The sequence below is a fragment of the Clostridium sp. SM-530-WT-3G genome, from assembly GCF_012843905.1.
Taxonomy (GTDB): domain Bacteria; phylum Bacillota; class Clostridia; order Clostridiales; family Clostridiaceae; genus Clostridium.
The window spans coordinates 1-21,780 of the sequence record NZ_JABAGC010000034.1 but is presented as its reverse complement, the minus strand read 5'-3'; the positions used below and the strand labels follow the sequence as shown (position 1 = coordinate 21,780).

Annotated in this window: 22 protein-coding genes; all 22 read right to left on the bottom strand. The window is 27.8% G+C overall.

Annotated features, from left to right (window positions below):
* Positions 1-13: 13 nt before the first annotated feature.
* Positions 14-925 carry a glucose-1-phosphate thymidylyltransferase RfbA gene (rfbA, locus tag HF850_RS11735; RefSeq protein ID WP_169105632.1) on the bottom strand — a complete coding sequence of 304 codons (912 nt, stop codon included), beginning with the start codon at positions 923-925 and terminating at the stop codon, positions 14-16.
* A gap of 233 nt (positions 926-1,158) precedes the next feature.
* Positions 1,159-1,989: an SDR family oxidoreductase gene (locus HF850_RS11730; RefSeq protein WP_169105631.1), complete on the bottom strand. Its 831-nt coding sequence runs from the start codon at positions 1,987-1,989 to the stop codon at positions 1,159-1,161.
* A gap of 78 nt (positions 1,990-2,067) precedes the next feature.
* Positions 2,068-2,331: a hypothetical protein gene (locus HF850_RS11725; RefSeq protein WP_169105630.1), complete on the bottom strand. Its 264-nt coding sequence runs from the start codon at positions 2,329-2,331 to the stop codon at positions 2,068-2,070.
* A gap of 707 nt (positions 2,332-3,038) precedes the next feature.
* Complete coding sequence (locus HF850_RS11720) at positions 3,039-3,806, bottom strand: O-antigen ligase family protein (protein ID WP_169105629.1); 768 nt, start codon at positions 3,804-3,806, stop codon at positions 3,039-3,041.
* 443 nt (positions 3,807-4,249) lie between these two features.
* Positions 4,250-5,797: an oligosaccharide flippase family protein gene (locus tag HF850_RS11715; RefSeq protein ID WP_169105628.1), complete on the bottom strand. Its 1,548-nt coding sequence runs from the start codon at positions 5,795-5,797 to the stop codon at positions 4,250-4,252.
* 277 nt (positions 5,798-6,074) lie between these two features.
* Positions 6,075-6,899, bottom strand: a complete 825-nt coding sequence (locus HF850_RS11710) for a polysaccharide pyruvyl transferase family protein (protein ID WP_169105627.1) — start codon at positions 6,897-6,899, stop codon at positions 6,075-6,077.
* Positions 6,900-6,930: 31 nt separating this feature from the next.
* Positions 6,931-7,947: a glycosyltransferase family 2 protein gene (locus HF850_RS11705; protein ID WP_169105626.1), complete on the bottom strand. Its 1,017-nt coding sequence runs from the start codon at positions 7,945-7,947 to the stop codon at positions 6,931-6,933.
* Positions 7,948-7,957: 10 nt separating this feature from the next.
* A complete protein-coding gene (locus HF850_RS11700; RefSeq protein ID WP_169105625.1) occupies positions 7,958-8,461 on the bottom strand; it encodes a GNAT family N-acetyltransferase in 504 nt (167 codons plus the stop codon).
* 19 nt (positions 8,462-8,480) lie between these two features.
* On the bottom strand, positions 8,481-9,578 hold the full coding sequence (locus HF850_RS11695; RefSeq protein ID WP_169105624.1) for a DegT/DnrJ/EryC1/StrS family aminotransferase: 1,098 nt from the start codon (positions 9,576-9,578) through the stop codon (positions 8,481-8,483).
* Positions 9,579-9,593: 15 nt separating this feature from the next.
* Complete coding sequence (locus tag HF850_RS11690) at positions 9,594-10,001, bottom strand: FdtA/QdtA family cupin domain-containing protein (RefSeq protein ID WP_169105623.1); 408 nt, start codon at positions 9,999-10,001, stop codon at positions 9,594-9,596.
* Positions 10,001-10,969: a glycosyltransferase gene (locus HF850_RS11685; protein ID WP_169105622.1), complete on the bottom strand. Its 969-nt coding sequence runs from the start codon at positions 10,967-10,969 to the stop codon at positions 10,001-10,003. The genes HF850_RS11690 and HF850_RS11685 overlap by 1 nt, the downstream gene beginning before the upstream one ends.
* A gap of 38 nt (positions 10,970-11,007) precedes the next feature.
* On the bottom strand, positions 11,008-11,919 hold the full coding sequence (locus tag HF850_RS11680) for a glycosyltransferase (RefSeq protein ID WP_169105621.1): 912 nt from the start codon (positions 11,917-11,919) through the stop codon (positions 11,008-11,010).
* A 10-nt stretch (positions 11,920-11,929) separates the two neighbouring features.
* Positions 11,930-12,811 carry a hypothetical protein gene (locus tag HF850_RS11675; RefSeq protein ID WP_169105620.1) on the bottom strand — a complete coding sequence of 294 codons (882 nt, stop codon included), beginning with the start codon at positions 12,809-12,811 and terminating at the stop codon, positions 11,930-11,932.
* 125 nt (positions 12,812-12,936) lie between these two features.
* Complete coding sequence (locus HF850_RS11670; protein WP_169105619.1) at positions 12,937-13,935, bottom strand: glycosyltransferase; 999 nt, start codon at positions 13,933-13,935, stop codon at positions 12,937-12,939.
* Positions 13,917-15,041 carry a polysaccharide pyruvyl transferase family protein gene (locus HF850_RS11665; RefSeq protein WP_243159478.1) on the bottom strand — a complete coding sequence of 375 codons (1,125 nt, stop codon included), beginning with the start codon at positions 15,039-15,041 and terminating at the stop codon, positions 13,917-13,919. The genes HF850_RS11670 and HF850_RS11665 overlap by 19 nt, the downstream gene beginning before the upstream one ends.
* Positions 15,031-15,549, bottom strand: a complete 519-nt coding sequence (locus HF850_RS11660; protein ID WP_169105618.1) for a glycosyltransferase — start codon at positions 15,547-15,549, stop codon at positions 15,031-15,033. The genes HF850_RS11665 and HF850_RS11660 overlap by 11 nt, the downstream gene beginning before the upstream one ends.
* Positions 15,550-15,568: 19 nt before the next feature.
* On the bottom strand, positions 15,569-16,174 hold the full coding sequence (pssD, locus tag HF850_RS11655; protein WP_347564433.1) for a PssD/Cps14F family polysaccharide biosynthesis glycosyltransferase: 606 nt from the start codon (positions 16,172-16,174) through the stop codon (positions 15,569-15,571).
* Positions 16,175-16,561: 387 nt separating this feature from the next.
* Positions 16,562-17,227 carry a sugar transferase gene (locus HF850_RS11650; protein ID WP_169105617.1) on the bottom strand — a complete coding sequence of 222 codons (666 nt, stop codon included), beginning with the start codon at positions 17,225-17,227 and terminating at the stop codon, positions 16,562-16,564.
* A gap of 161 nt (positions 17,228-17,388) precedes the next feature.
* Positions 17,389-18,150 (bottom strand): CpsB/CapC family capsule biosynthesis tyrosine phosphatase, encoded by a 762-nt coding sequence (locus HF850_RS11645; RefSeq protein WP_169105616.1) that lies wholly within the window; start codon positions 18,148-18,150, stop codon positions 17,389-17,391.
* Between the two features lie 448 nt (positions 18,151-18,598).
* A complete protein-coding gene (locus HF850_RS11640) occupies positions 18,599-19,285 on the bottom strand; it encodes a Wzz/FepE/Etk N-terminal domain-containing protein (protein ID WP_169105615.1) in 687 nt (228 codons plus the stop codon).
* Between the two features lie 311 nt (positions 19,286-19,596).
* Positions 19,597-20,307 (bottom strand): CpsD/CapB family tyrosine-protein kinase, encoded by a 711-nt coding sequence (locus HF850_RS11635; protein ID WP_169105614.1) that lies wholly within the window; start codon positions 20,305-20,307, stop codon positions 19,597-19,599.
* A 480-nt stretch (positions 20,308-20,787) separates the two neighbouring features.
* Entirely contained in the window at positions 20,788-21,645 is an 858-nt protein-coding gene (locus HF850_RS11630; protein WP_169105613.1) for a glycosyltransferase, read from the bottom strand.
* Between the last annotated feature and the right edge of the window lie 135 nt (positions 21,646-21,780).

The following is a 21,780-nucleotide window of genomic DNA, read 5'->3' as shown; positions in this document are numbered from 1 at the left end:
TGTATAATACTCCTTACTCTACAGTTGTTGCTACTTCACTCTTTGCTCTTTTAAGTTCTACTTCTTCAACTATGTCCATCAAGTACTGGCCATAACCTGTCTTCATTAATGGCTTTGCAAGTTCAACAACTTCTTCTGAAGATATCCATCCTTTTCTATAAGCAATTTCTTCAAGACATGCTATATATGTACCTTGAGTACTTTGAACAGCTTCAACAAAATTTGATGCTTGAAGCATAGATGCATGAGTTCCAGTATCAAGCCAAGCCATTCCTCTACCTAATAACTGAACTTTTAATGTTCCTTCATTCATATATGCTTTATTTAAATCTGTAATTTCAAGTTCTCCTCTTGCAGATGGCTTTAAATCTTTAGCTTTTTCTACTACTGTGCTATCGTAAAAATATAAACCTGGCACCGCATATTTTGATTTAGGATGTTCTGGTTTTTCTTCTAATGAAATAACTTTTCCATCTTCATCAAATTCAACAACACCAAAAGCTTTTGGATTTTGTACATAATATCCAAATACATAAGCTCCATTTTGTAAACTAGCTGCATGTTTTAAATGTTCACTAAAGCTTTGCCCATAAAATATATTATCTCCAAGAACCATGGCAACACTATCGTCACCTATAAATTCTTCTCCTATAATAAATGCTTCTGCAAGCCCATTAGGATTTTCCTGAATAGCATATTCAATATTCAATCCCAATTCTTGTCCATCCTTAAAAAGTTCTTTAAAATTAACTATATCTCTTGGAGTAGATATAATTAAAATATCTCTTATCCCTGCCAACATAAGAACTGACATAGGATAATAAATCATTGGTTTATCATAAATAGGTACCATTTGCTTTGACATTGCTTTTGTCACTGGATAAAGGCGAGTACCTGAACCGCCTGCTAAAATTATTCCTTTCACAATCTAATTTAACCTCCTTATTTTAATAAATTACAATTTTGTTTAATAGTATTTTATTTTTTAATTAATTCACTTAATAATAGAAATATGTATTTATTGCATTTTTATTTATATAATAGCTAAGTTCTATCCTATACAGAATATTTTATTCTATATATCATATCCTTATACTACACTTGTTTTATGAGAACAGATATTTATTCTACAATTACTCTCAGCCAATCCAATATTATTTATCTCAATTCTATAATACCTCTACCACCTGACATATATAAAGTATCTCCAACTACTGTATCACCTAGGCTACTTGTTAAAATAACTGCATATTCTGCAACCTCTTCTGGCATTGTATATCTCTTTATTGGGTTTTGATTGGTATAAATACTATCTCCCTTTTTATATGGTTGCATAGATGTAGCAGTAGGCCCAGGCCCTATTCCATTTACTATAATTCCATAATTCAACAAACTTTGAGCAAGTCCTTCTGTAAGTGCCTTTATTCCCCACTTTGATAGTCTATATGGACTCCATGCTGGCTCCAATCCAGATTGTGATGAAATCATGAGAATATGACCTTTTATTTTTCTTTCTATCATACGCTTTGCTAATTCCTGGCTTAAGAAATACGTTCCTTTCAAATTTAAATCCATTATTGTATCATACTCATTTTCATCTATATTTAGAAAGGCTAAATCATTACGAGGAATGTGTATTCCAGCACAATTAACTAATATATTTATATTCCCAAACTTTTCTTCTGCTTCTTGAATCTTATTTTGAAATTCTGAAACATTATATAGATTAAGTATAATATATGAACAAGAGCTTCCTAGTTCATCTACACACTTTTTTAATTTTTCCTCTTTAGTTCCTGCTATAATTACCTTACATCCTGATTCAATAAATTTCTTTGCTATAGCAAATCCTATTCCACCTGATCCTCCAGATATCAAGGCAACTTGACCTTTTAATATTTGATTTGCATGAACATAATGCTGAATTGGAATTATTTTTTTTTCTTTAAACAAATTAATTGTACGTTTTATTAATAATTTAATTCCCATCTTTTTCACTCCATTCATTTAGAATCTTTATTTAAATTATTACTAAACTTATTATCATAACACCACTTAACATTAAAATTAGCTGACTCCATCTTGCGAAGCAAAGTAATTAACAGCATCTTTGATTGTTATAATATTTTTTGTAGATTGTAGTGTTTTCAATAACTTGCCAATAAATAATTCTTTAAGAATACATTCAGATAAGTAATATTTAAATTCTTGTGGACTTTGAAATTGATATTTTGAAAATTGCTCATTTATAAAAGACAAAGTAATACACATGGTGTAGGCTACCCCTGATAAATTGGCATACTTTTCTATACCAGCTTTACTTCTTACCATATAATTGCTAAATGACCAAAAGTTTTTTTGCTGATAAAATATCACTTCAATATTCCAACAAATTTCATAAATATTATAACTAAATCTGAATCATCTGTTGTTGAATTGTCAAAGCCATTTACTTCATAGATTTATTGTACTCGTATATAAAAGTACAAGCTTAAAAGTCGTTACATCGAAGTTGTGACTGTTATATATATACAACTTTATCTGTTAAATTTGTTTTGGCTTGTGTATGCGCTACAAAATATTTGTCGTCTTTAGAATAGTCAAGAATTCTATAATTAATTCTTTAATCTTTCTAGGACGACCTCTTTCTCCTGTATGTGTTTAATAAACAACATGGTACATTACAGTATCAGAACTTAAAGCTCCTAACACGTTTATATTTTAAAATTTTTTAATTTAAATTATAAAAGGCTTTTTAGTATACCAAGAATCATAGATAACTATTACTTGATATTTTTTAGAACCATTTTTGATTGCTATAATAAAACAATTTATCATAGCAATCAAAATGTGTACCAAATTTATTTTAAAGCGTATTATCAACTATTAAATAAACTACTATACTATCTTTTAAATAATTTGGGATAAGATTTATTCTATTGATAACTCAGTTATATTAAAATTCTTTTCTGATAAAAAAAGTAGATCTATTTAAACAAATATTCTAATGCTTTCTTATAAATTTATCATAAAGTAATTTATATATTTGATCTATATATTGAAATCAAATCATAAAAAACAAAGGAAAATGAACAAAAAATTAATGATGATGAAGATATCCCTATAAATAATTGAATAATTATTCCTGCACAAAGTATTAATTCAATAGCAGCATCTTCTCGTAAATTTACTTTTCTCATTGTACTTATGATAATAGCAATATATATTATTAATCCTATAATTCCAGCCGAAACCAATATAGATAGTATCATATTATGGGCTGTTCCTGCAAAACCATTGCCTGTGATTTTTACAAAATTAGCATTAGTAATATATCCATATCCCCATATAGGGCTTTCTATTATTTTTTCAATACATAATGCCCATATATATGTTCTAGTTGTTAATGTTGCATCTTTTCCGAGCCAATTTACTACAATATACTGAATTACTGGTACTTGATCAATCAAAATTACAGCTACTACAATAATAGCATAGACAGGAATTATTACTTTAAAATTAAAAATACCTTGAATAAAATTGTACAATACTTTTCTTTTATAACTTATACTGATTATAATAAATAAAATTCCTAACAACAAAATTGCTGTTGTAGCACCTGTTGATTCTGTTTTTACACAACTAATGCATGAAATAATAATTGCCAAATAACTAGTTAATTTCAGTTTTCCATATTTATTAATATTCGAAATTGCACTGAAAATACATAACGGAAGACTAAAAACAAGTCTAGCTGTTTTATATCCGAGAATCCAATTTGCAGTATATAACCCATCATAATACATCCCTCCAGGGAAAATAAACATAGATATGAAATCACAAAGTACCAAAACCCAAAGAATATCTTTCCAAATATCAATAATATTAAAAATATATTTTTTATATACCTCCAACACAAGTGGAATAATAAGCATACTTGAAACAACTTGAATTGCATATCCTAAACTATTATCCTTTAAAATAGTAGAAACTAATGTAAATAAAAAAAATAAACTAATTAATTTAAAAGTAGAAGTAAAAGTTCTCTTCTTTATACAGCAAAATAATAATATCCCGATAATTAATACATATCTCAAGTAATATAAATATCTTGTAAAATGTAATATCTGATTAAAGTATGCTACAGAATCCATGCAGGAAATAAACGCCAGTATACTAATTAAATAATATAATGGCAAATGTTTTACTAGAAAATTTTTTTCCAACTAGTATCACCCTGTTTCTTTCATTATTTGTTCATTTTAACTTTAAGCATTGAACCAACTATCCTATTTATCATTGAAAAACATTCTTGATGTTCTTTTGATTTCCTAAAAAATAAAACAAAAATTAAATTATAAATTATAAAACAAATTATCAAGTTAAATCCAATTTTTGCAATTCCATCAATATCAACTGTAGCACACACTCTATAGCACACATAATTTGCAGCTAATATAACAACTCCATATGTAAATTGCTTCGACAAATAAATCTTAATCTTATCTCTGCCAAAAAGCGTAGAGAATAAATTGTGTACAAGCCATGGCATCCCAATAAATAATGTTGCTATTACTGTAGAAAGTAAAACACCATAAACTCCCCAAAATTGAACCAACACTAAATTCATAATTAAATTAGAAACAGATGTAACTAACGGCCTAAATCTATCTGTATGCCAAATCCCTGCTGCATCTTTATATGTATTTAATAAATGATTAATTTCATAAATAAAATAGTATACACAAAAACATACAACCACACTCATATCCATCATCAATTTTTCTCCAACCCATATTTTCATAAATGGCTGAAATATACAAAGTAAACAACACGTGCAAAAACCAGCTAACCACGATATAAGAAAATCAAACTTTAAAAAATCATTAAAGTTTTTTTCTGGTGTTTCAACGATAATACTATTTCCAATACCAGCTGTACATGATTGAAATATAATTGAAACAACTCCAATTATTGAAGTAACTATAAAATAATAATTTTGATATATTGCCAAGATAGTCAAACCAAGAAAACTAGATATAACTACAGAATCTGCAGAGTTTAAAATTACTCCTCCTAGTTTCGCTGTAAATAAATCTTTGATTCTTAAATTAATTTCTTTTGTAGCCTCTTTTGATAACTTCCCTTTAGGTAAATAATCTGGATATTTCTTTGTGGCAATAATTGCAGTAATAATATTTGTAATAATTTGACTTAATAATGCTACAATTATATATAAATAAAAACTTTTGGTAAATAAAATAACTATAAATTGAAAAGAAAACTTTATAGTATTCATAAGTACACTAATTTTACTTGTGATATCTATTCTCTGATGAGCTTCAAATAAACTATTTTTATATGCAAAAAGCCAATAAGTACATACCGTTGCAGATAGATTAAGTAAATATAAAACATAAATATTTAATTCAGAAGGCAGATCACTTTTTACTAAATATGGAATAAAAGGTGTAAAAAACAAGCCTACCATACCAATAACAATTCCAATTATTCTATAATAAAGTTTGTACAATTTGAGTAATACACATATAGATAATGTATCATCCTCAGCAATTGGTTTATACATACTATAAACCATGGCTGAACCTACTCCTAATTCAGCAAGGTTTAAAACTTGAAGAATAGAAGTAAATAAGCTGTTTAAACCTAAATATTGTACACCCATAAAATAAATCATAGTAGTACGCATCAAAAAAGGAATAATAGTTTGATATATTTTTAAAAAACCTGCAAATATTATATTTCTTGTCGCATTTTTTGTTCTATCTATTTTCATAATACCTCAATTTTATATTATTTAAATTTATAAGATAATCTTCTTATATAAAAAATTAAAATTCAGCTAATTGACCACTAAATCCTCTTTAAGTAACTGCTTTATAGAATAACTATAAATTATTAGTACCACTGACATCTAGAGATCTCATTATTCACCAACCATTGATATTAAACAGTAAATCATATTCATTACCCTATACCAAATGAAACAACTCATCCCCAGATTGTTATTAACTTGAAGTAAAACTAGCAATAAGATTAACTAAATTTTATTATCAATCCCACAAATCATATGGAAATGCTTCCAATAATTTTTTTCGCATTCCTTCTAATTCTGGAATATCCATAGGTTTCATTCTCATGGCCTCTTCTACTGAAGCAGCCATCCTCACATTATTTCTATTTGTAGAATAATACCAATCCATATATTTTAATATTTGCTCATTTACTCCATAATTCAAAAATACAGCTGGAACACCATAAGTTTCTGCTAATATAATACCATGCAACGAGGAAGATATCACCAGTTCCGAAGCTACAATCGTGTCTATAAAGCTTTTATAATCATCTGTAAAAACACTTAAATAATTAATATCTTTTTCAAAATCTTGATTACTAGTCTCATGATGATATATTATCGTTGTTTTATACTTTTTTTCTATATTCTTCGGCATATATATTAATGGCATTATTATTGCTGGGTCACCGAATATTTCAGGACAATTATATCCTCCTTGTAATAAGAAATTTCTTGTAATAGGTCCTCTTACTGCCCTTATATCATATCGGACATACTTTCTATGCTTAATCATATTCGATGTATTATATGCATTCATAATACCCGACCCCCAAATAACCGAATCAAAACGAGCTGCACCAATTAATGAACCTATTCCCATAAAATGAATTCGTCTATTTCTTTTATTAAGATTTGTTTTTTGACTTAACATCCAATTAAAAACAATTGGAGATAATGTATCTCCTAAATTTTTTTCTCCACTCCACCATTCAAGTTTTAACCCATCATTTTTTATTTTATTTCCCATGATATCAAAACTATTTCTAAAAATTACTTCTTTTATTTTTTTCTTCAATTTCATTGTATATCACTCCAGTACTACAAGTTGAATATTAATCTATTTTTTTATACCTTAATTTTTTCAGCTTATTTGCGATTTTTATTAACACATTGCAATGTATTGGAACATAATATTGTAAAACATAACCTACCTTATAAACCCAATTCGCATTTCTATATTTCAAAGTCCTTAACACAAAAGGTTCTTCCATAATACTTGTCATACCTGATGTGATTTCGATTTTCGTATTACGATTACTATAGAAAACTCTCCATGCATCTATGCAGCGTACAAAGCAAATATCTTTTCTTTTGTCAAATATTTTTTTTGAAGCACAGAACACTCGCATATTAACAAATGCCTTTTGTAGTTCTGTCCTATTATTCCACGAACTCTCTTCAAACTGCCTATATGCAACCATGCATTCTGGTGTGTATATAACATCTCCATGTTCTAGAAAATAGCATGTAATCAAATTATCATCAAAAAAATCACATTCTATTCTCTCCATCCCATCTGGATTATTTAAATATACATTTTTAAACAAAAATGAATCTGCATGTAACCAAATAAATGCCCAATAGATATCCTTGGGGATTACAATTCTATTAGAGGATATCTTTCCAATAACTTGATCACTTTGGTTTAAATTATCCCATACCATTTTAACTGGATGACCACATCCTATAGCAGAATCATTCTTTTCCAACAACGCTACTTGTATTTCCAATTTATTACTACTTATATAATAATCATCACCATCCAAGAATGTAACATATTTTCCTTTAGCATGTTTTAGCATGTTAAATCTGTTATTTGATACTCTAACTATAGGTTCATATTTTGCATTTAAATCTCTGGGCATTTGATAAACTGAAATTATGTCTGGATAATATGATTTCCACTTAAGTAACTCTTCATATGTTCCATCCGTAGAACCATCATCTCCACATATAATTTCATATTTAAAAGATACAGACTGTTCTATAATAGATTGTAGGCATTGTTGAATATACTCTAATTGATTAAAAAAGGTTACCATTACTGTCACAATAATATTATTATTCATACTGCCCCCTTTACTTCGAGATAAAATACCAAATATAGGATTCTATTTCTTCTTTAGTGTAATTTTTAATAAAATCTGAATAATTTGAATCAATTCTATTAAAATTATTTTTTTGATAAAAATTTATTGCTCTTGTATTTTTGGGAGAAACACACCAGTATATACAATTTAAATTTAATTCTTTTAAACCAATGGAAAGAATTTCTCTCATAGCTTCTATTGCAATTCCTTTTCCCATCGCCTTTTTTCTTACAGTTATTCCAAACTCCGCATTTTTAAGCTTTGTATTTATTTCTTTTAAACTAACAGTTCCTAGATATTCATCATTAGAATCAACGATTGCTAAGTGAATTTCATCAGTAAATAATTTCCTCATAGAATTTTTTTTAATGAAATTTTCACACTCAGCTATTGTCATATTATGAAAATCTTTTTTTAAATTTTCAACAACATCCTTATCATGCATCCACTCAAGCATAAGTGGTGCATCTACCATTTTCAACTGTCTTAACACTATAATCTCACTCCGTTAATCATTCAAAATCATTTATTGCATTTATTACATAATATATCTCATCATTTGACATACCATAATATATTGGAAGACTCAATTGAGTAGCACTTATTTCCTCAGCAATAGGATAATCACCTTTTTTAAATCCTAAGTTTTTATAACATTCTTGTAAGTGAATTGGGATTGGATAATGTTTATTGGTCATAATATCTTTATTTTTTAAATATTCTTCTAATTTATCTCTTTCTTTACATCGTATACTAAAGATATGCCAAACAGGATTTGTATCTTCTAGTATATAAGGAAGAATTATTTTAGGGTTCTTAATCTCATTCAAATAAATCTGTGCAATCCTTCTTCTTTCTTCATTTATTTTATCAAGATGTATCAATTTAGCTGACAGAAAAGCTGCTTGCATTTCATCTAGTCTTGAGTTATTACCCTGATAAATATGGTGATACTTATAATCAGATCCATAATTACCAAGTGCTCTTACTTTCGTGATAATATTTTCATCATCACTTATCACCGCACCAGCATCACCAAGCGCCCCCAAATTTTTTCCTGGATAAAAACTAAATCCAGATACATCTCCAAAAGAGCCCACTCTTTTCCCCATAAAAGTTGCTCCGTGTGCCTGCGCACAATCTTCAACAACAAATAAGTTATATTTATTAGCAATTTCCATTATTGAAGTCATATCACATGGTTGACCATATAAATGTACTGGTATAATTGCTTTAGTTTTTTGGCTTATAGAAGACTCAATTTTATTAGGATCAAGATTAAAAGTATTAATGTCAGGCTCAACAAAAATCGGCTTAGCTCCAACATATGTAACTGCTAATGCAGTAGCTATATAAGTATTAGAAGGAACAATTACTTCATCACCTTGACCTATACCAATTGCTTTTAGAGCAAGCATTAAGGCATCAAGTCCATTACCAACGCCAACACAATTTTTAACTGTACAGTAATTGGCAAATTCCTTTTCAAAATATTCATCTTCAACTCCTTCAATATACCAAGATCTTGTATATACCCGTTCAAAAGCAGCCCTTAATTCTTTATCTAATTCATGTTCTAAAGGCAAAAAACTAACAAATGGTATTTTCATTTCATCTAATCTCCTTTACTCTTCTTGTTTTTCTACAAATTTTAAAAACTCATCATAATTTCTAATATAGTCTTCTTCGTCATATAATTCAGAAGCTAATACCAGCAACACTGCATCTTTGGAAAAGTCAAACATTTCCCTCCACATATTGTTAGATACATAAAGTCCTTCATATGGTTTTTCAAGCGGTATGACCTTTTTTTCTTTTCCATTATCAAGACGTATCTTGCAGCTCCCATGAATACATATCAAAATTTGCTGTAAGCATTTATGGGCATGATGCCCTCGAACAATTCCCTCTCCTGTATCGTACATATAGTAAACTCTTTTTATTTTAAATGGAATATCTTTAATTTCTTCCAATGCCACAAGCTGTCCTCTCTCATCTCCATGTGGTTGAAATACATACTTAATAACTTGCATTATAAAATCCTCCGCAAAACATCTTTAATATCTATATCTGTAAATGTGTATCTTATATTTTTTTCTTTAACTATTTTCCAATAAATCAAAGAAGGAAATAATATATATTTTAATACGGTATACTGTTTTGACTTATACGATATAGATAGTAACCATTTCATTTTTATCATAAAAATACTTTTATTCTTAATTCTATCCCTTATTATTTTATTCGTAATAATAATTTCATTCTTTATTATTTCAGCCCATTTGTGATTTTTACTAGTAGATATACCTGTACCATATTCATAAAAAATCACATTTTTATTGTATCTAATCAAATGGATACCATCACAAACCATAATTCTAAATATATTGTCTTCTGCATATACTATCTTATTTAACAATAAATCAAGATAATAAACTAACAACTCTTTTTCTACCAAAAATGCTGCCCCAACGACTGGGTCAAGTAAATATATATAATTTAGAATAACAGCATTTTCTCTATAATTTTTGCTATCATACAATTCTATTCGTTGTGGTTGTATTTTCTCTTTTCTTGCATAATAAATATTATTATTATTATTATTATAGTATACCGTATCACCAAAACTCACTTTACATTTATTTGCTTCCATAAAATCACTCCATGAAGCCAATGTTAATTCATCATATAAAAAATCTCCTGGTGAAATAGCCTTTATATATTTTCCCGCAGACTTATCAAGACCTCTTTTATAATTTAAACAAGTACCACTATTTACTTTTGATTCAACTAAAACAAAATCCTTAAACTTCATCTGCTCAAATAAACTATTTAATTTATCAAAATAATTTTTTTTTGATCCATCATCTGTAATTACAATTTGAAAATCAATATTTTTCTGAGCCAACAACGATTTTATAGTCAACTCTAACTTGTCATAATTTGGATTATAGGTTAAGACTATAATTGAAACTTTATATCTTTTTTGCTCATCATTCATTTATTCTTGTCTCCTCATCTTCACAGCAAGTGAATATTTTATATTAATCCTAATAATATTTTACATCGGATTGATATACTTGTTCTTCCTAATTTCATTTTTAGATACTCTCTATTTAATATCCTTAAACGAGCTACTATAGAATGTCTAGTTAAAGCTATTAAATTATACTCTTTTACTTGTCTTTCATCTAAAAATAAACTATAATGTTTCAAAATTTGTTCTGAATAATCAGCTATACTATATTTTTCTTTATTCATAATTAGAGACAATTTTTGTCTTAACCATTTATTTATTTTTACTTTTTTATGATTATAACCTATAACATTTGAATTATGTTGGCGATATTTAATATATGAATTTTGATTAAAAATTACTTTTCCACAAATAAGTGCAATATTTAATGCCATAATATCATGCATTCTTATATGTTCAATTTTGATTTTACGTAGTTCCAAAAGCAATCTATCATTAAATACCATGACACACCCTGGAACATTATTAAAAAACAACATTTGTAAATCATCTAAACGTGGTTCCTTTATGGCATGCTCTACTAATACATTCAATTCAGAATCTACTACTGAATAATTTGAGAACCATAGACATGGATATTCTACTTCCTTTATTTCACTAATAGCTATAGATAATTTCGAAGTATCCCATACATCATCCTGATCACAAAAAGCATAATATTCTGCACGTGGGCAATTCCTAATAGCATCTAAGAAACTATCAGCTGGTCCACAATTCTTTCCTCTCTCAATACATATATTTACCTTATTTTTTTCTCTATAATCTTTTATAAATTCTATTGTAGAATCTTTTGAATCATCGTCACGTACAAATACAATTATTTCTGCTTCAATATCTTGGTTGAAAATACTATCCAACTGTTCTTGCAAGTATTTCTTACCATTATACGTTGACATTATCACACAAACCTTCATATTTCCCCCTTTATTCGTAATATCCTAAATTAAATATATATTTATCTTCATAATTACCACCATTAATACTATATGCTGCAATTGATCCCATTGTAATCGAACTCACCAAGTATTTACATTTAGATAATAAAATAATTTTTATTAAATAATCCATACCACGCTTCTTTTTATCAGTTTCAAGTAAACCACTTTTACTTAAATATTTATTACACTCATAATTAGATATAAATGAATCAAAAGAAACAATTTTAATTTTATCCTTAAATTCTTGTGTTAATTTTTGATAATATGATTCATCTTCTGTAACTAAAAAAAGATTTATATCTCCATACTTCACTAGGAATTCTTTTATTTTAGAAATAACTTCTTCTACGGCAGGTTGAACATATTCACCTGTTGGTTTTAATCTAACATAGTCCGTTCCTCGTAGGTACACCCCAATACAGTTCTCAACACCTAATTTCTCATTTTCTTTTTCTATAATTTTTTTTACTTCTTCGCTCAAATCTATATTCTTCCAAATAATATCATAACATTCCTTACAAAGGTTATTGTCTGAAAATATTTCACCACAATATAATTTGTAATTTACACTTTCCGACCATGTATTTCCTGAAATTATAACATTTTTGCTATTATATACTTCATTTCTCGTTAATCCAGTAGGCTGAGTAAAAAAATATTCCCATACATTATTTTCACCATCGTAATATTGTGTTTCATATTTTTTGTAATCTATATAAGGAATATACGATTTTTTATTTGCATAATCAATCCATCTCATTGTCTGTATAAACAATGACATTAACCCTTGTACACCATCCTCTGAATTTGGTCGTATTAATAATATTGTTTTATTATCATTCAATAATCCAAAAGAAGATTTTTTCATAATTCTATTACTTTTGAAAAGTAATCCATATATATATTGTAAATGACGTAATTGGGACGGATATTTTTTTAATAACATTTTTATCTTATTTTTATTCATATTCTTTCCTACTCATATAATAAAACTTAATTATCCTTAGAAAACTTTCTTATCCTAAAATGGTTGATTACTTTTGCAGCCATATATGGGTTAATCTTAAATAATATACCTCTAAATTTTTGTTGTTTTGCAATAGGCGCTTTTAGTGCTACCTGTGCCTGCTCTTGGCAAACTTTCTTTAGATTTTTATACATTTCAGGATATTTTTTTATAACCCCGCACCCTACCATTATATTTAAGCAATCACAATGTGTATGCCAATTACTAAACTCCCAAGCTTTCAAAAGTTGACGTGTTTCTGTTACAAATGTATCCTTTATATATTGCTGCGCATTTATACTACTGTTAATATAGGCTTCTTTAAACTTTGATGCTCCACTTTCAGGATCCCCCACGCGATAGTGATATACTCTACGTTTTCCAACAGCAACCCTATCTGCTCTTTGATAGCATTCAACAGAAAATGCAAATCCCTCTCCATTAAAGAAGTTTGGATTAAATCGTAATCCATTTTCTACAATAAGTTTCCTACTTATCATCTTATTCCAAGGACCAATTGCAATTTTGTGATATAACATTTCAATCGTTGTTTGTTGCCCAGTCAAAATTCGGATATCATCTTTACTTGTACTTTCGTGCAGTTCTCCAAAGAATTTATCTACTGTTGGAGTAAGTGCAATTTCTGCATTATATTTTTTACACAAACCATAAAAATAGCTAATATAATCTTTTGAAATTATATCATCTTGATCAATAATACAAATATATTCACCTTGTGATGTATACATTGCTATATTTCTTGAATTGCAAACCCCAGAATTCTTTTGGTGTATAGCTTTAATACGATTATCTATACTCAAAAATTCATCAACTATTTTTCCAGAATTATCAGTAGAACCATCATTAACTAAAATAATTTCTAACTTTTCATAATCTTGGTCTACTACAGATTGAATACACTCCTTTATATACTTTTCTCCATTGTAGATACATATAATAATTGAAATTAATGGTTTATTATCCATGATACCTGCCTTTCTAAATATTCATAGCTTCTTTGACGTTCTTTATTAATCTTGGTATCAACATCTTCAAAATCTATTCCAATTCTAAGAACATCTGGTAATTCTTTTAGGCTATCAATAATTCTACTTTTTAATCCAAGTCTTTCTAGGAGATCTGTCATCTTTTCCGAATTTCCATAGCCAGAATTTCTAATTACAGATACAAACTGCCTGTGAGTAATAACAGACAAAATTGTTCCATGGAAAGTATCTGTTACGACACACTCCGCATGTTGAAAGTATACAATTACTTCAAACGGATTACAATCTATAAACTTATCACAAACATCCTGGACACCACCAATACAAAAAATCTTTAATCCTTTGCTTTTTGCATAAGAACGAATTTGTTTACATTCTTCTTTAGTAAACCTTCCAGAATACCCATATAACAACATATATTTATCTTCTGTAATTGTTCTAGGTATATCATTACACTTTCCAATAAAATCATAAGCAAGAACAGGATCCAAGTGATATTCTGGCATTACTCCAGAAACAGCTTTAACAACTTCTCCACTATTACCATCTCTAACTGAAATAGCATCCATCTTTTTTAACCATTTTCCAACTTTATCTGCAACTTTATATTGTTTTAGTTTTTCTTCAGTTGTATTCCCAAAGGATGCTGCATAAGTCACAATTCTTTTTGCATGGCTACCTTGACCGAACAATTCAGGAGAAAATCCTACATTAGTATTACTTTGTACACAATTAAAAACTTCATCACTGCCAATAACCAATAAATCAACTTCAGGGGAATAGTTCATCTGATTATTTATACCTAGATAAGGAAAATAATTAACTGCATAATTTTTCTTATACTTAATAAATCTAATTTTTTCCTTCAATGGAGCATTACATTTAATGACCTCTGAAACCTTACATATCTTTCTTTTCACACCTGTTCCACCATCAGCAGGAACAAGTGTATCCCCTGGATGATAATCAACAAACTGCACCTCACATCCTAGATCCTCTAAAATATTCTTAAGTCCATATGCTTGGAGAAAAGAACCATAATTGGCTATCCGTTGCATTGAAAGAATTCCCACTTTAATCATCATTTTTTTTCCTCTCTAATATCATCTCATCAACAATCTTTTCAAAATCATAATTGAATTTTACATTATTACTATTTATACCATCTTTCATTCCACTTATAATGGTATCATAATTAATAATTGTATCTTTAAGATTTTCAATGTCTACTACAGTTACAATTGTTCCCATTCTCCTAGATACTTCTTTTGCAAAATCAACTTGATGATCATTCACATGCTCATCATATTTTTTTTGTCTCGGTACTACAATTGGAGTCTTACCAACTTGTAAGGGCATTATAAAACTTGAAGGACCTCCGTGTGTAATTACAATTCTAGCTTCATTTATCAGTTTTACCATAGACTGATAAATATATAACTTTTGCCATGTACAATATTTAGGTTCATATGTACTATACCCTGTTTGAATGATTACTTCTTCACTTATTACTCCATCTCTTTTTAAATTATCTATATATTCAACTAATCGATTAAAAGGCTGCTCATGCGTACCTACTGTAACAAAAATCATTTAAACACCACCTTAAATTTTAAAAAATACTTCCCAGATTAATTGCTTTAGGATAAATTTGTTTCATTTCTTCCCACTCTACAATAAATTTATCTGCAATAGGATAACACATCTTTCCTGTAATAGTCGGCTTATCAATACGATCAAATACCTCAATATAAATAGTCTTGGCTCCGAAAAGTTTTCCGACCCAAAAGAATGGTACTGCAACTGCTGCACCAGATGAAATAATCAAATTAGGCTTTTCTTTTGGAATAATTTTAAATGCTTTTACTGTGTTAATAATAAGCGCCTTAATACTGCGATTACTAGGATAGTAGCAAGGATATATTTTCTCACCTTGAAGCAAACTTCTTGCATCTTCCTTGTCAAATGTAACCCAAAAACGTTCCTTATTCTCCCAAAAAGGCTTTAACATATAAAGATGTGTAAGATGCCCACCAGAAGAACTAACCAAACACACCTTTATATCTTTTTTATCATCAATTATTTCGTTAGTTTTCTTATCACTCATTTTTTCATCCTCTTTCATTTTTGTTGCTGAAATTAATACAAGTAGCTCTATTATGAAAACTTTATATTTTTCATTATTTATGAGTTCTTTGTTATTTCTATTATTTCTCAAACTCTCAAATATATTGTTCTTTCATCATTATCAAATATTTCTCAAACTTTTTTGTATATCCACTAGTCACAGCAAATTTAATTACCATTGCATTTAGATTTATAACTAAAATATTTAACATACTATCCAATAATTCTATATTAATATAATTACCTTTCTAATCATGCTTAGTTTAAATAGCAACATATCAATCGATTTTATTAATATACATAAATTTAAATTTTTACCATTCAAATAATCATTTATTTCCTCATCAATAATGTATGATACCTTATTATTAATCATATAAGTTTTCCCTATATTTTATTAAGTTAACAAAATAGTATTATAGAATATATTTTTACATTTTTAGTAATTTTATATTTTAATAGCATATTCTATGCTATCCTAACTTGCATGTTCATCCCCGAACAAAACAAAAAATGTCTTAAATATTAATTGTATGTCAAGCCAAGTACATCTATCCTCAACATACTTGCAATCTAATCTCATCCAATCTTCAAATCCAATATCGTTTCTGCCTTGAACCTGCCAATAACATGTAAGCCCTGGTTTTACTTCAAGTCTTTTAAGCATCCATGGTTCAAACTTATCCACTTCTTTTGGGAGTGATGGTCTTGGTCCTACAAGGCTCATTTCTCCTTTAAGTACATTTACAAGCTGAGGGAGTTCATCTATACTTGTCTTTCTTATAAACTTCCCTACCTTTGTTATTCTAGGATCTTCTTTCATTTTAAACATAGGGCCACTCATTTCATTCTTTTCATGTAGCTTTTCTTTCAACTCTTCTGCATTTACTACCATAGACCTAAATTTATACATAAAAAAACGTCGTCCTTTATATCCAACTCTCTCTTGTTTAAATATTATAGGGCCACTTGAATCCAATTTAATTATTATAGCTATGATAACTAATATGGGAGATAATACAATAAGTCCAATTGATGAACATATTATGTCAATTCCTCTTTTAATCACATGATATTTGGTAGTGTTTTCTTGAGTACATTCTTTAAATATACTTTTATCTTCATTAATATTTAACTGCTGCAATATTATCCTCCTTTCCAAATTAATTATAAAATATATTTTTTTTAATTATATTAACATTATAATTCCACATTAATTATATAATATCATAATTATCCCTATTTGTTAACATTTATTGATAATTTTTTAACTACTATATTAAATATTCAAATATTTTTTTACTTTTATTTAAATATACTCCAAAAAAATACTTTTTTCTTTTTAATTGTTTTACCTGTAAATTTAATCTCATAATTATCAATTAATTTTTTTGAATTAACATTAAATTTATTCATATTTTTTTCATCTATTAATTTTACTGCTTCACTTATATCTGTACTCCTACTACTATTTGTATTATGTGCATCAGATCCAACAAAATCATAGATATTATTTTTTAAAAATATTTGTGCAGTTTTCTTCACTTCATTTCCAAACTTGCCTTCAATGCTTCCTGTATTAAGCTGAAATAAATATCCTTCACCTATAAATTTATTAATCAGTTCTGGATTTTTAATAAGCCATCTATATCTCTCTGGATGTGCTATTATAGGTACTATACCTTTAATTTGAAGCTCATAAAGATAATCAAATATGCTTGATTCATAGTTTCTCATATCGAATTCAATAAGCATATATCTTGAATCATTGAGTGTACCAATATTTCCATTTTCATAATCATTCACTATATTTTCAGTAAAATATACTTCCTGTCCGCTATATACTTTTACATTTATACCTTTTTCACTTAAAAGTAAATTCAGATTTTTAACATACTCTTTAACCTCATCAATTTTTGATTCACCATATTCTAATAAATAATGAGGAGTTGCTATAATCTCTTGAGTACCACATTTTTCTGCAGTCTTAAGCATCTCTATAGTCATCTCCATATTTTTTGAACCATCATCAATTCCAGGTAATATGTGGGAATGTATATCTATCATTTTAATTTCCTCCATTCTTGTTTTAATCCACATAATTTAAACCAATATTCTTAAAGTTTTTAAGTATATTGGTTTAACATAATCTTTAATAATTTTTTATTTTTTTGTCTCTTTTATTTTCATAATAATACTTAACTTTTGAATTCTCTACTCCATACAATACAGATTCAATAATATTTGCTCCTACTTTTTTCAAAGAATTCTCAGCTTCTAATACTACATCTCTTCTGGTTCTTTCTACTCTATTACTAGTAGAGTCCTATCAATTAGTTGAAAGAACTTAAACATCTGTAACTGCCCTAACTTAAGCACTATCAAGTATAATAATATCATGCTTTTCTCTAAGATTCTCTATCAAATCAGTCATAACTTAAGATACAAGCATTTCTGCTAGATTTGGTGGAATCTTTCCTGAATTTACTCAAAAAAGACATCTTATTTTATCCTTTTATCTGAATTCATCTTCATTAGGAATTACCCCTATTGCTGGTAGCTCAAGTTGACTTTCAATTTGTTCTTTCGTTTTAAAAGTATTATCCATAAATTCAATTAAGAAACTGAATCCTACACTAATCATTAATCCTAATAAAAATGCAATAGCTATATTTAACTTTTTATTTGGGCTAACTGGATTTTCTGGCAATCTTACTTCTTCAATAATTTTTACATTTCCATTTGGTATAAGCTCTACAGAATAATTGATAAATTCATTTGTTAATGCTTCTATAATCTCTTTTGCTACTTCTGGATCAGTATTAGTATAGCTTATTTCTAAAATTTGAGTATCTGCTCTTGGAGTTACCGTCAAGCTTCCTAAGACATCTAACGATTTTAGACTTAAATTAGTATCGTCAATAGCTCGTCCAACCAAATCATTTGTTGTAATAACTTCTGCATATGTCTTTAATAGTTTTTGATACATCTGAACATCACTACTATTATATGACTGGTCAGCATTTTGAGTCTGTTCCTTACCAATGAATAACTTAGTGCTTGCTTCATATTTAGGCGAAATAACAAAAAAACTTATAATTGCTGAAATAATTGTAGCTATAATAGTTACAGAAACTATTATTTTCCACCTCTTTCTTAAAACATCAACAATATCCTCAATTCTTATAATTTCCTCATTCATTCTTCAAATTCTCCATTATGTATTTTTTTTCGACTTTGTTTTATTGTACCATTAAAAACAACTTATGTTAAGAGTATAATCATTCTTTTGTAAAGGTATTTATTTTCTATAAATTATAGTTTAAAAATATATTATACAAAAATCCGATGAAGTATTATAATTACTATAATCAACGGATTTAATTTATCAACATTTTTATTATCTATAAGTCATACCCCAAAACTTGTTTTTAATTGGTAGAACTTAAGTGATATTCTTAATCTTTGATTCAGTCAGTAGAACTCATTCCACAAACTACTACTTCATAGACTTTACTTATTATCACTTCCATAATAATAATAATACTTACCTTTTGTATTTTCTACAGCTTGAAGTACAACCCCTAGTATATTAGCACCAACTTTATCTAGCAACATCTTAGCTTCTACTACTCTATCTCTTTTTGTTCTTTCTGCCCTTGTAACAATAATTGTTCCATCTGCTCTTGTTGATAATACTTGCGCATCTGTAACTGCACAAATAGGTGCACTATCTAGAATTATCACATCAAATTGTTCTTTTAATAAATTTAATAATCCATTCATAGCAGATGATGCTAGCATTTCTGAAGGATTTGGTGGTATTTTTCCTGATGTAAGAACATATAAATTATCATTTCTTTTTTGAATAGCATGCTCTATAGATTCTTTTCCTAATATAACTTCTGATAATCCAATTAAATTTGAAATTTGAAATTTTTTATGTAAAGAAGGTTTTCTTAAATCACAGTCAACCAAAATAACCTTATTATTACTCTGTGCAAAAGTTAAAGCTAAATTTCCTGAAACAGTCGATTTTCCTTCTGCTGCTTCTGCACTTGTAACAACTATTGTTTGTATCTTCTTATCATAAGATGAATATTGTATATTTGTTCTTAATGTTCTGTATGCCTCAGACACTACAGATTTTGGTTTTCCCTCAACTATAAACCCCTTGTGAGTCTGATTCTCTATCGCCTTTTGTAATTTACTTTTAAAAAACATTCTCTCTTCTCCCTTTTATCTTTTTGTTAAAATTTAATCTACTAAATGAAAATTATTTACTTTTATTTTCGATAGCTTATATATATTTTTTAATCTTTTCTTCTATTAAATTGTATTATTCATGAATCTTATATAAAAGATTAAATTTTTATTGCTTGTCCACTTATTGTTATAGTCGTGTGAAATTAGATTTTACACCCTCTTTAGTATAGATAGTTCTTTAATATGCAAACAACATATTCTTACATTTTAGCTATTTAGTCGTCACTTTTTATCAAATATTTGCTTTTTCCTATATAATTGTATCATTAAAAACAAATTTTGTTAAGGTTATAACTGTTTATTATGTATATTTTATTAAGATTATAATAATTTTAGTTAGAAAAACCAGATAAGACACTTAAAATCTTATCTGGTTTAATGTTTTTAATAATCCCTAAGTATTAAATGTTTTTTTAATTCACTCTTAATGATACTTAATTATTGCTTACTATGTTGACCAATATATTTTGCTATAAATCTTACTGTAAAATCAGGTAATATCCTAAAAAGTACTTTAATGTTTTTATCCTGCAATGCTCTTTCAAAAACATACTTAGCTAAATCAAATCCACTTTCATTACTTTTATAATTTAAAAAGTATGGATTTTGTTTAAAAAATACTCCCGTATCATAATATCTTTTATAAAGCTGTTTATAGGTAAATTTATGAGAATGATAAACTTCAGAGTCTGCACAATATTTTATTCTATATCCTGCATTAATAAGCTTATATGCAAAATACATATCCTCATTTGTCGGCATATCCTTTCCATCATATGCATTAAGCTCCCAATATACTTTTGATAATACTGCTGATGATGCATCTGAATAAAAAAATGTGCGTATTTGATATTGGTGTATATCTTTTTTAGATACTATCCTTGATTCTGATGGATAATTTCGTTCTCTAGTATACTTTTCTATACTATTATCTTCACCTATTTGACGACTAAAGCTTGCCTCACATTCACCATTAATTATTGGATTGATTAGGTTTTGAAGCCACATGTTGTTTTTTATTTTTATGTCCTGGGAAATGAATACTATTATATCTCCATTAACTTTTGAAGCCATCATTTCTCGTGTTCTGCTGTGAGAATAATTTTGTGGTTCAATTAGTATGTAATTGCAATTTAGCTTTTTTAATATCTTTTCACTATTATCTGTAGATTTTGTTAGTGTATATACTACCTCTACTAATTGTTTATCATTTAATTTTTGCTTCAAAAGATTATCATATAATTTTTCTATATATGCTTCCCCATTATATACTGGACAAATTATTGATATAATCACTCCTTATTCCATTCCTCCTATCTTACTTATATATTACGCGTTGTGCTAGTTAAAATAGAAAAAAACTCTAACAAAAATCAATCATTTCCATTAAAATATAATTAACAACAAAAACTTAATAAGGAGATGATTTAA

Coding starts and splice junctions, on each gene's coding strand:
- HF850_RS11730 (WP_169105631.1), bottom strand. CDS start 1,989: ATGGGAATTAAATTATTAATAAAACGTACAATTAATTTGTTTAAAGAA.
- HF850_RS11725 (WP_169105630.1), bottom strand. CDS start 2,331: ATGGTAAGAAGTAAAGCTGGTATAGAAAAGTATGCCAATTTATCAGGG.
- HF850_RS11720 (WP_169105629.1), bottom strand. CDS start 3,806: ATGTATTATGATGGGTTATATACTGCAAATTGGATTCTCGGATATAAA.
- HF850_RS11715 (WP_169105628.1), bottom strand. CDS start 5,797: ATGAAAATAGATAGAACAAAAAATGCGACAAGAAATATAATATTTGCA.
- HF850_RS11710 (WP_169105627.1), bottom strand. CDS start 6,899: ATGAAATTGAAGAAAAAAATAAAAGAAGTAATTTTTAGAAATAGTTTT.
- HF850_RS11705 (WP_169105626.1), bottom strand. CDS start 7,947: ATGAATAATAATATTATTGTGACAGTAATGGTAACCTTTTTTAATCAA.
- HF850_RS11695 (WP_169105624.1), bottom strand. CDS start 9,578: ATGAAAATACCATTTGTTAGTTTTTTGCCTTTAGAACATGAATTAGAT.
- HF850_RS11690 (WP_169105623.1), bottom strand. CDS start 10,001: ATGCAAGTTATTAAGTATGTATTTCAACCACATGGAGATGAGAGAGGA.
- HF850_RS11685 (WP_169105622.1), bottom strand. CDS start 10,969: ATGAATGATGAGCAAAAAAGATATAAAGTTTCAATTATAGTCTTAACC.
- HF850_RS11680 (WP_169105621.1), bottom strand. CDS start 11,919: ATGAAGGTTTGTGTGATAATGTCAACGTATAATGGTAAGAAATACTTG.
- HF850_RS11675 (WP_169105620.1), bottom strand. CDS start 12,811: ATGAAAAAATCTTCTTTTGGATTATTGAATGATAATAAAACAATATTA.
- HF850_RS11670 (WP_169105619.1), bottom strand. CDS start 13,935: ATGGATAATAAACCATTAATTTCAATTATTATATGTATCTACAATGGA.
- HF850_RS11665 (WP_243159478.1), bottom strand. CDS start 15,041: ATGATGATTAAAGTGGGAATTCTTTCAATGCAACGGATAGCCAATTAT.
- HF850_RS11660 (WP_169105618.1), bottom strand. CDS start 15,549: ATGATTTTTGTTACAGTAGGTACGCATGAGCAGCCTTTTAATCGATTA.
- HF850_RS11645 (WP_169105616.1), bottom strand. CDS start 18,150: ATGATAGATATACATTCCCACATATTACCTGGAATTGATGATGGTTCA.
- HF850_RS11640 (WP_169105615.1), bottom strand. CDS start 19,285: ATGAATGAGGAAATTATAAGAATTGAGGATATTGTTGATGTTTTAAGA.
- HF850_RS11635 (WP_169105614.1), bottom strand. CDS start 20,307: ATGTTTTTTAAAAGTAAATTACAAAAGGCGATAGAGAATCAGACTCAC.